The sequence below is a fragment of the Frankia nepalensis genome, from assembly GCF_016786325.1.
GTDB classification, from domain to species: Bacteria; Actinomycetota; Actinomycetes; order Frankiales; family Frankiaceae; genus Pseudofrankia; species Pseudofrankia nepalensis.
The window spans coordinates 1-9,537 of sequence record NZ_JADWYU010000058.1; the positions used below are offsets into that span (position 1 = coordinate 1).

The 9,537-nt window shown below is 70.4% G+C and carries 10 protein-coding genes; 6 read left to right on the top strand and 4 right to left on the bottom strand.

Annotated elements, in window-relative coordinates; all coding sequences use genetic code 11:
• A partial coding sequence (locus I6A81_RS45400; RefSeq protein WP_203010080.1) for a tetratricopeptide repeat protein occupies window positions 1-2,595 on the bottom strand: 2,595 nt, incomplete at its 3' end.
• 426 nt (window positions 2,596-3,021) lie between these two features.
• On the bottom strand, window positions 3,022-3,210 hold the full coding sequence (locus I6A81_RS02615) for a hypothetical protein (protein WP_203003842.1): 189 nt from the start codon (window positions 3,208-3,210) through the stop codon (window positions 3,022-3,024).
• Between the two features lie 442 nt (window positions 3,211-3,652).
• Here I6A81_RS02615 and I6A81_RS42910 point away from each other — a divergent pair, with 442 nt between their 5' ends.
• Window positions 3,653-3,886, top strand: a complete 234-nt coding sequence (locus tag I6A81_RS42910; protein ID WP_307874422.1) for a hypothetical protein — start codon at window positions 3,653-3,655, stop codon at window positions 3,884-3,886.
• Window positions 3,887-4,605: 719 nt separating this feature from the next.
• Here I6A81_RS42910 and I6A81_RS02625 read toward each other — a convergent pair.
• A complete protein-coding gene (locus I6A81_RS02625; RefSeq protein WP_203003840.1) occupies window positions 4,606-4,884 on the bottom strand; it encodes a UBP-type zinc finger domain-containing protein in 279 nt (92 codons plus the stop codon).
• Window positions 4,885-5,365: 481 nt separating this feature from the next.
• Here I6A81_RS02625 and I6A81_RS02630 point away from each other — a divergent pair, with 481 nt between their 5' ends.
• The 3 genes from I6A81_RS02630 to I6A81_RS02640 all read left to right on the top strand — a co-directional run bounded on the left by I6A81_RS02630 (window position 5,366) and on the right by I6A81_RS02640 (window position 7,790).
• Window positions 5,366-6,556: a DUF418 domain-containing protein gene (locus I6A81_RS02630; protein ID WP_203003839.1), complete on the top strand. Its 1,191-nt coding sequence runs from the start codon at window positions 5,366-5,368 to the stop codon at window positions 6,554-6,556.
• A gap of 192 nt (window positions 6,557-6,748) precedes the next feature.
• Window positions 6,749-7,024 (top strand): GlsB/YeaQ/YmgE family stress response membrane protein, encoded by a 276-nt coding sequence (locus I6A81_RS02635; protein ID WP_203003838.1) that lies wholly within the window; start codon window positions 6,749-6,751, stop codon window positions 7,022-7,024.
• A gap of 337 nt (window positions 7,025-7,361) precedes the next feature.
• The gene (locus I6A81_RS02640) at window positions 7,362-7,790 is read left to right on the top strand and encodes a response regulator (RefSeq protein WP_203008289.1); all 429 of its coding nucleotides are present in this window, start codon (window positions 7,362-7,364) and stop codon (window positions 7,788-7,790) included.
• A gap of 169 nt (window positions 7,791-7,959) precedes the next feature.
• On the opposite strand, the gene I6A81_RS02645 is transcribed toward I6A81_RS02640, so the two are convergent.
• Entirely contained in the window at window positions 7,960-8,379 is a 420-nt protein-coding gene (locus tag I6A81_RS02645; RefSeq protein WP_203008288.1) for an ATP-binding protein, read from the bottom strand.
• Window positions 8,380-8,781: 402 nt separating this feature from the next.
• Here I6A81_RS02645 and I6A81_RS42915 point away from each other — a divergent pair, with 402 nt between their 5' ends.
• Window positions 8,782-9,201 (top strand): phage holin family protein, encoded by a 420-nt coding sequence (locus I6A81_RS42915; RefSeq protein ID WP_307874421.1) that lies wholly within the window; start codon window positions 8,782-8,784, stop codon window positions 9,199-9,201.
• Window positions 9,198-9,537 (top strand): hypothetical protein (locus I6A81_RS02655; protein ID WP_203010081.1); only part of this gene is annotated, 340 nt, incomplete at its 3' end. The genes I6A81_RS42915 and I6A81_RS02655, both read left to right, overlap by 4 nt.

Here is a 9,537-nt window from a genome sequence, read left to right on the forward strand (position 1 = left end):
GGGTTCGAACGCGGCCGGGTTCGCCTCCACCAACCGCCGGTAGATCTCCACCGCCTGCTCGGTCGCGACCAGCGCCTCGTCCCGCCGACCCAGCCCCGACAGCCGCATGCCGAGGTTGTTCAGCGAGCGGGCGAGGTCGGGTTCGAACGCGGCCGGGTTCGCCCTCACCAACCGCCGACGGATCTCCGCACCCTGCTCTCCCGCAGTCAGCGCCTCCTCCCGCCGACCCAGCCTCGACAGCCAGATGCCGAGGTTGTCGAGCGCCCCGGCAAGGTCGGGTTCGAACGCGGCCGGGTTCGCCCTCACCAACCGCCGGTAGATCTCCACCGCCTGCTCTCCCGCAGTCAGCGCCTCCTCCCGCCGACCCAGCCTCGTCAACAGGATGCCGAGGTTGGTCAGCGCCGCAGCGAAGTTGGGTTCGAACGCGGCCGGGTTCGCCTCCACCAACCGCCGGTAGATCTCCACCGCCTGCTCGGTCGCGACCAGCGCCTCCGGCTGACCCAGCCCCGACAACAGGATGCCGAGGTTGGTCAGCGCGGCAGCGAGGTCGGGTTCGAACGCGGCCGGGTTCGCCTCCACCAACCGCCGGTAGATCTCCAGCGCCTGCGCGGTCGCGACTAACGCCTCCTCCCGCCGGCCCAGCCTCGACAGCAGGGCACCGAGGTTGGTCAGTGAGCGGGCGAGGTTGGGTTCGAACGCGGCCGGGTTCGCCCTCACCAACCGCCGACGGATCTCCACCGCCTGCGCGGTCGCGGCCAGCGCCTCCTCCCGCCGACCCAGCTCCGACAGCCAGATGCCGAGGTTGTCGACCGCCCCTGCGAGGTCGGGTTCGAACGCGGCCGGGTTCGCCTCCACCAACCGCCGGTAGATCTCCACCGCCTGCTCGGTCGCGACCAGCGCTTCCTTCCGCCGACCCAGCTCCGACAGCCGAACGCCGAGGTTGTTCAGCGAGCGGGCGAGGTCGGGTTCGAACGCGGCCGGGTTCGCCTCCACCAACCGCCGACGGATCTCCACCGCCTGCGCGGTCGCGGCCAGCGCCTCCTCCCGCCGACCCAGCCCCGACAGCCGAACGCCGAGGTTGTCGACCGCCCCTGCGAGGTCGGGTTCGAACGCGGCCGGGTTCGCCCCCGCCAACCGCCGACGGATCTCCACCGCCTGCGCGGTCGCGGCCAGCGCCTCCTTCCGCCGACCCAGCTCCGACAGCAGGGCACCGAGGTTGGTCAGCGAGCGGGCGAGGTCGGGTTCGAACGCGGCCGGGTTCGCCCCCGCCAACCGCCGGTAGATCTCCACCGCCTGCTCGGTCGTGACTAACGCCTCCTCCCGCCGACCCAGCCCCGACAACATGGCACCGAGGTTGGTCAGCGCCGCAGCGAGGTCGGGTTCGAACGCGGCCGGGTTCGCCCCCGCCAACCGCCGGCGGATCTCCACACCCTGCTCTCCCGCGGCCAGCGCCTCCTCCCGCCGACCGGCGTTACCAAGGCGCCACGCGAGGCGTTCCCAAAGACGTGCCTGCACCGCGGGGTCGCCGGTTTGGCCGATCCAGTAGGTATGCAGGCGTGCAGTCACCGCGGCCACACCCGCGTCCAGGTCGGCGCGACGATGATCCGGGAAATGGCGTTCGACAGAAGCCAGAACGTCAAGATCCATGTCGTTCCAGGACGCGAGCGCCGTCAACACGGCTCCACCCGCCGCCATCGCCAGACTGGGATCCTCGCGCAGGACCGCGAGAAGGCGCCCGCCAACGTGCGGCCAGCGCTTCGCGGTCTCCACCAGAACCGGCCACGCCCGATCAGCCCACACCGGAACTGCCTCACCCGCCTTGGGCACGATCAGCCGAGACATCGCCGAGTCTGCCCACGGATCCCCGTCGCGCCTGCCGGTCGCTCCGGGCAGCGTCAGCGCAAGAAAGTCTTCGCCTAGCCGGTCTGGATACAGCGGTTCCAGCACCAGCGAGGGATCCGACGGGGGATAACACACCGCATGATCAGAAAGGATTTGCCCCGCCACCTCCGGGGCCGACGCCAGCCCCACCCGTTCGAGCACCGTCATCGCCGCCTCATAAGGCAGCGGTCGGGTCAGCGTCGCGGCGAACACTGCCCGCCCCATGACCTCCGGCACCGTGGCCACCGGACGGGCACCCGTGGCATGCAGACGCCGCCAGTGATCACGCTCCCGGCGCAGCAGATACTCCGACAGCCGCCCCGGATCCTCCGGGACACTGCTGCCCGTACGCAGCGCGTCCACCCCCGCTAACGCGGCCATGTGCACCGTCAACACCAGCCGATACACATCGTCGTCAAGCCCCGTCGGCAGCCCAACCCGCGACCCGTCCACCCCCAGCAGCTCACCGAAACGACCCGCCGCCGCCGTAAAAGTGACTTCGCGGCCCGGCAGCGACCCCGCGACAGGACCCAGCGACTGCTCCGACACGACGACGTCCTGATCGTCAAGCCGGTGCGCCAACGACTCCCACCAGCCAGCCCCGCTACGCGCGAGCAGCAACACCCGAACTGGCACACCCGCGGACAGCCGCCGATCAGCCAGCAGACCCAGCAGCTCCGGTAGCGGCCACCGCTCGGCATAGTCGACCACCACCAGCAGCCCAGCACCACCAGGCAACGGCCCACGATCTGCGGCCAGTGCGGGTGTTTCCCGGGCCGTCCACACCGCCCAGCCCGCTGCCGCCGACTCCACCGCGAACCGCGCCGCCAGCCGACTTTTCCCCTGTCCTCCAGGCCCAGAGAGCAGCCGCACCGCCAGAGCCGCGCGACCGTCCCGCCAGCCCGTCAGCTCGGCCCGCTCCGCCACCCGGCCCGCGAACGGCACCAACCGGTACCGCACCGACAACAACCGGCTCGGCGCCACCTCCACGGGCGGCAACGGCGCCTCCAACGGAAACGGCGCCAGCTCGTAACCCGGCTCCCGGCCGTAGAAATTCTGAACACCGGCCGCGTAAAGATCACGGCTCGCGATGTTGAGCTGACCATCCGACATGGTCACATCCCCCGGCCGTACTGGTGATCAGTCGTCCGGGCGGTCCCCGTAGAAGTTCTGCGTGCCCTGCCCGATCGCGTACACGTCACGGCCAGCAATGTTGGTCTGCACCCACGACTGCTCCGCCGCCGGCAACGCCGCCCGCGTCCGCTCCGCCCACGCCGACAACTCCTCAGCCGCCTCCGGGAACTCCGCGAGCAAGTCCGCCAACCGCACCTGCCACACCGGCACCAACCCTGCCCGCACCCGATCCCGCTCCGCACCCGACACCGCTTCCACCGCCGCAGCGTCCTCGTCCAACCACTCCCCAGCCAACTCCCCACGGCGCCGACCTAGCCGGCCGAACAACCGCTCCGCACCCTCCCGCGCCGTCGTCCACGCATCCGTCGCCGCCGCGGCCACCAACGCGCCACTGCCCGACGCCGCCAACGGCACAATCCACTCCGCCACCATCAGCGCCCCCCGTCACCGACCCGATGTCACACAGCGCCACAGATCTACCACACGGCCAGCCACACCGAAACCGCCGGTCAGCACCACCTTCTCGCCCGCCCACAAATGATCAGGCGGCACCTTGTCGCACCAGAGATGCCGCGCCACTGTATCGCCGAACCAGGATCCGGATCTTGACGTGTGCAACCAGGGGTTGGCACCGGTCGTGCAGGCCCACGCCCGTACCCGGCTCACCAGCTCCCCGCAAGGCCGCATGGCCTACATTCCGGCCCACCTGCACTACCCGCCGAGCATCCTGGCCAGCCCCGACCTGACCGAAACCCTGAAACGTCAGCGGATACGAACTGATTGCCTACAAACCCTGACCACGGCAAACGCCGCCCCGAACGCCCGACCACGGCCAGATGCCGCAGCAACGTCCAGCGAGCCCACCCGGTGACGACCAGCCACACGAACAAGATCTCCCCTGACATGGACCACCGATCCCGCAGTACATGGGGCCGAGCGGGACACGCACCCCCGATCCAGGGCGTTAGCTAGAGCAAGCATGTTGCAAGCGCAGGTCAAGGAGCATCTTGACCTACGACACCTCCTCAACTTGCCTGAACGGTTTGGACGGCGTCGTAGCTGTTGGGGTTAGTCGTGCAAAGAGGGTGAATCGGGGGTACCGTTAGTAAGCGATCTGTCCCATATGAAAGGTGGGTACACATCTAGCGATCAAGGAGGTCGGCGGACTCCCTACCAGCCGGTGATCATCAGATGTGTACGCCATCCGGCGGTCGAGCCGCCATGAGGTCGGTGGCGCGCACGCAGGACGGATATCCCTCCGCCACCGGAAGCGACGACAAGACAGCGCGGCCTTGGCGGATACGCCACGGAAAGCCGCCTTCGACAGCAAGGGGCTTGCGTGCTCAGGCGTTGCCGCGACGCGCTACTCGCGTAGGTGAGGACACCCCAGTCGCACCACCGTCCGACGCGTGATCCCGCGGCGCCGCCACCAAGGCCGGCTTGCCCTGGTGCAAATTGTCAGTGGGTTACGGGCTTCCTCTGGGCCGTGTGCCACTTCTGACTGATCTTGGTTCTACGGGTGCGGCCGGCGGGGCGAACGTCCGCTGAGGAGGCGCGGGGTTGGCGCGTCGACCCGGAGTGGGCGGCGGGTCATCCCTGGTCGAGCACGAAGGCGACGTTGTCGACGTAGCACCAGCTCCACTGTTCCCCGGGCTCGGCGGACCGGGCGATGGGGTGCTGGGCGGTGCGGGCGTGCGCGGAGGCGTGCCGGTTCGGAGAGCTGTCGCAACAGCCGACGCGACCACACGACTCGCACATCCGCAGGTGCACCCAGCGCCCTCCGATGGCCAGGCATTCCTCGCAGCCGCGCACGGGCGTGGGCAGCTCGGTCACCTGGATGGTGTCGAGGTGTGTGCAGGTCGCGCTCATCAGTCCCCACGCCCCCGGCGAGTCAGCGGAGCCGACGGTCTGTCGGTCGACCAGAGGAAGGCTACGGGAGGAGGCCCCGGCGCGGGGGCGGGCGCGGCGACTGCTCCCCGATGGCCTGGCCGCCCGGCGTCCTCCCGTTCCAAGGAGACTCGACCCGTTACCTCACCACCGGTGCCCAGAGCGCGCCGAGAACCTGGCCGGCCTGGTCGACGGCGGCGCATCGACGACGTCCCGTCCGGGCCGGACGCGACCGTGGCTGGCCGACTGCGCCGCGGTGTGGCGGCGCGCGGGGATGCGCGGCCCGGCCGCGGGCTGACGGATCGGTTCGCGGTGGCCGATCGGATGGACGATCGGTCGCCGCGGTTCCGCCGGATGCCGGATCCGTGTCCACCAAAGTCGGACGACTCCGAACCTTCGACCGCTGCGCCGGTCGGGGCGCGGGTCCTTGACTGATCACGTGACTTTGACACCGCCCCGGCCGATGACACTCGAGGCACGCGCCCTGGGCCCTGACCTGGCACGCGGCTTCATGTTGCTGTTCATCGCCCTGGCCAACTCGCACTACTTCCTGCGCGGCTCGTCCGTGCTCGGCGGCTATCCGCGGGACGGCTCGGGCGTCGACGCGGCCGCGATCTGGCTGATCTCGACGTTCGTCGACGGCCGGGCGTTTCCGATGTTCGGGCTGCTGTTCGGCTACGGCGTCGCGCAGATCGTGCGCCGACATGAGGAACTGGGGCCGCGCCGCGTGCGCCGGCTGCTGTGGCGGCGCGCCGCGGTGCTGGTCGTCGTGGGCTTCCTGCACGCGGTGCTGCTGTTCGCCGGCGACATCCTGGCGGCGTACGGCGTGCTGCTGCTCCTCGGCGCGTGGCTCGTGCGCTGGAAGGATCGCTGGCTGTTGCTGACCGCCCTTCTGTTCTTCGCGCTCATCTCACTGCCGAGCGACGGCTCGTTGACTATCAGCAGTGACCCGCCGGGCGCCTCGATGCTCCCGCCGGACGTCGCCACCATGGTCGTTGAGCGGGCCAAGACGTCGGCTTTCGTTTCCCTTTTCGGACCGATCGGCTTCATAACGCCGTTCGCGGTCGGGCTGTGGGCGGGGCGGCGACGCATCCTGGAACAGCCGGAGTCGCACCGCGCGCTCCTGCGCGTCACGGCGTCGGTCGGGATCGGCGCCGCGGTGCTCGGCGCCCAGCCGATCTCGCTGATGCTCGCCGGCGTGGTGACACCCCCGGACCAGCCGACGCTCGAGGTGCTGGGACCCCTGCACGACGCGACGGGGACCCTGGGCGGGTTCGGCTACGCCGCGCTGCTGTCACTGATCGCCGCCCGAGTCCAGGCGCGCCCACGCCCGGTGGTCGACGCGATCGCCGCCGTCGGCCAGCGGTCGATGACCTGCTACCTGGCGCAGTCGGTGGTCTGGGCGGCCGTCTTCACCCCGTTCCTGCTCGACCTCTCCGACACCCTGACCGTCACCACGACGGCGGTCCTCGCCGTCATGACATGGCTGGTCACCGTGCTGCTGGCCAGCTGGATGCGACGAGCGGGCCGTCGCGGGCCGTTCGAGGCACTGATCCGGCGTGTCACCTACTCGTCCACGGGCAGTCGCCCGGCTGGGCCGCCCTCGCCGCCCTCGCCGTCCTCGCCGGACACGGTCGCGTCGAGCCGCCTCTGACGGCGGCAGATCGGCCCATGGCGGTCGCCCGGCCCCTCCGCGGCTCGGAATTTCCATGCCCTCGAGACGCCGCTGACCGGCCCCGACGATGCGGGAAGCAAACTGTTTGGTTTTAGCCGCGCGGTCGGTGGTAGAGATCCAGATGTCACGAAGAATGATCGCTGAAAATACTTCGCCCACATGGAGGGCCCCGTGGTCTGGACCATTATTGCGTGGATCGTGCTCGGTCTCGTCGCCGGTGCCGTCGCGCGTTTCCTCGTGCCCGGTCGCGACCCCATGGGCATTGGGGCGACCCTTGTCCTTGGGCTCGTCGGCTCGTTCATCGGCGGATTCCTGGGATACCTCGTCTTCGGTAAGGACCTGAGCGAGGGCGCGCTCCAGCCGTCCGGCATCATCGGGTCCATCATCGGCGCGATCGCCGCCCTGCTGATCTACCGGGCCGCGAGCCGGCGTCGTGTCCTGCGCTGACGCATCCCCGCCGGCCCAGGAGTGACACGGGCCGGTGGGTGAGCGGGCCGCGTTGACGGCCGCCGCTCGCGGTTGTGTCCTTCGACCCGGGCGGCTGGCGCACCCTTCAGGGCGCGCCAGCCGCCCGTCGCCATGCCTGGGCCTGGTCGTCGGTGCCAGGGCCGCTCGAGGGCTCGGCGCCTGGCGACCGCGGTCCGCGCGGGCCACACCCGGACGTCGCCTGAACGCGGGACACCGGGCGCGGGCCGGTAGGGTGGAAGTCGTCCAGGAATCTTCCTGGACTTTGCTTTCGGTGACTTTGCTTTCGGTGCCTGTTCTCGTAGCTTTCGGAGCCAGCGTGATCGCGTCACGGCCGTACCGGGTGCTGCTCGTCGAGGACGACGCGGCGGATGCGCTTCTGATCGAGGAGGCGCTGGAGGAACGAGGGGTCGCGCGCGAGGTCCGCCGGGCCTCTGACGGGGTGGACGCTCTCGACCAGCTACACCAGTCCAGCGCCAGCGATCATCCTGATCTGATCGTGCTCGACCTGAACATGCCGCGAATGAACGGGCGGGAGTTCCTCGCGCAGGTAAAGGCCGATCCACAGCTGCGGGCGATCCCGGTGGTGGTGCTCACGACCTCGGAGGCTCCCGGCGACATCGCGGGTGCCTACCAGAACTACGCCAACGCCTATGTGCGCAAGCCGGTGGACCTCGACGAGTTCGGCGCCGCGGTCCAGCGGATCGACACGTTCTTCCTCGACACCGCCCAGCCGCACCGGCCCTGAGCCGGATCTGCCGCCTGCCCCCGCGCGACGCCGCTGACGCGCTGGTGACGTTTCGTCGAGCCCCGCGGCAGTCGTGACGGTCAGGCCTGATCTGTGGTGGCAGATGGCGGGCGCGCCGTGAGCAGCCGCCGGTGACGTGGCGACCCGGCGGCCGCGCCCGCGGGCCGGATCAGGCGGACTGTCGCGGCAGGGTGAACCAGACGGTCTTGCCGTCGCCGGCTATCGGAGCCGTGCCCCAGGAGTGCGCGAGCGTGTCGACGAGATGGAGGCCTCGCCCGCCGAGTGCTCCGCTGTCCGCGTGCTGCGCGCGCGGGATGCGACTGTCCGGGTCCTGGACACCGACCCAGACCTGACGATCGGAGGCTCGGATCTCGACGGTCGGGTCGCCTCGGCCGTGCAGGACGGCGTTGGTGACGAGCTCGCTCGCCAGCAGGACGGCGACGTCGACGACGTGCTCCTCGATGCCGACGTGGTGCAGGAGCGGGGTGAGCCGCCGTCGGGCCTGCCGAGGTGAATGCGGGGCCGCCGGGAGAGTGAAACGCCCCACCAGGCGGCCCTGCGGGGTCTCTGTCTCCGGCGTTGTCGTCATGCAAACGGCTTGCGCAGCGCCGGCGTGCTTCAAACCGGCCGCGGCTCGACCGGGACATGTCGGGGTGTGTACAGCCGGCGCGGATCCGGGTAATGCACATGATCTGTCACTCGATGTGCCCTGCTCGCGGGCGTGGCGCGGCGGACCTATGGCGCCGGGTAGGCGATAGCGGCCGCGAGGCTGGGGCGGGCGATGAAACGTGGCGGAGGACGCGGCGCGCGACACGCCGAAAACCGGCCGCGCGCGACACGCCGAAACCGGCTCCAGGCGACGAGCACGGGGACGTGGCGGGCCACCGAAGGCGAACGCCGCACCTGTGGTATTCGCCGTCGGTGTATTCGGACCAGCCCAGGGCAAAGCCAAGAGACCAGAAGTGGTCACAGGGAGCAAGGGGCGTCGAAGGTGGTGTCATTCGGTATTGGGAGCGGCGCGCCGAGTGGTGACGCGACGACCGGGGAACTGGTCACGCGGTTGTCCGAGCAGGTGAGCCGGCTCGTCCGGGACGAGTTGGCGCTCGCACGCGCCGAGATGAGTCGGAAGGCCAAGAAGGCCGCGCTGGGCGGCGGGCTGGTCGGCGGTGCCGGCCTGGTCGGCGGCCTGGGGGTTGGCGTGCTCGTCGCGTGCGCGGTTCTCGGTCTCGCGACCGTGGTCGCCGCGTGGCTCGCCGCGTTGATCGTCGGCCTGGTGCTGGTGGCCGTCGCCGGTGTGCTGGCGATGGTCGGGAAGAAGGAAGTGCGCGAGGTGGCTCCGCCGTTGCCGGTCGGGGCGATCGAGGGCGTCAAGGACGATCTGCACACGATCAGGGAGGCACGACACCGATGACGAAGTCGACCGCGTCGATGGTGGTGGACAAGGCCACCGCGGCCACCGCGCCGGCCGTTCACAAGGCCGCGGAGGTCACCGCGCCGGTGCGGCAGAAGACCGCGAAGGTGGCGGCGCCGGCCATCCACAAGGCCGCCGATGCCACCGCGCCCGCCCGGCGGAAGGCGTCCGACCTCACCAGCCGGCTGTATGAGAACACGGGCGAGAAGGTCAGCGCCGTCAAGGGCGCTGCCGGCCGGCGGCCGGCGGTCGCCCGGGTGCGCCCGCGGCGGCCCCCCCACATCCCCGCGGGCATCCTGCAGGGCCTCCTGGCGGGGGGCCGGCTGGCGCCGTTGG

Coding starts and splice junctions, on each gene's coding strand:
- I6A81_RS02645 (WP_203008288.1), bottom strand. CDS start 8,379: ATGACGACAACGCCGGAGACAGAGACCCCGCAGGGCCGCCTGGTGGGG.
- I6A81_RS02630 (WP_203003839.1), top strand. CDS start 5,366: ATGACACTCGAGGCACGCGCCCTGGGCCCTGACCTGGCACGCGGCTTC.
- I6A81_RS02625 (WP_203003840.1), bottom strand. CDS start 4,884: ATGAGCGCGACCTGCACACACCTCGACACCATCCAGGTGACCGAGCTG.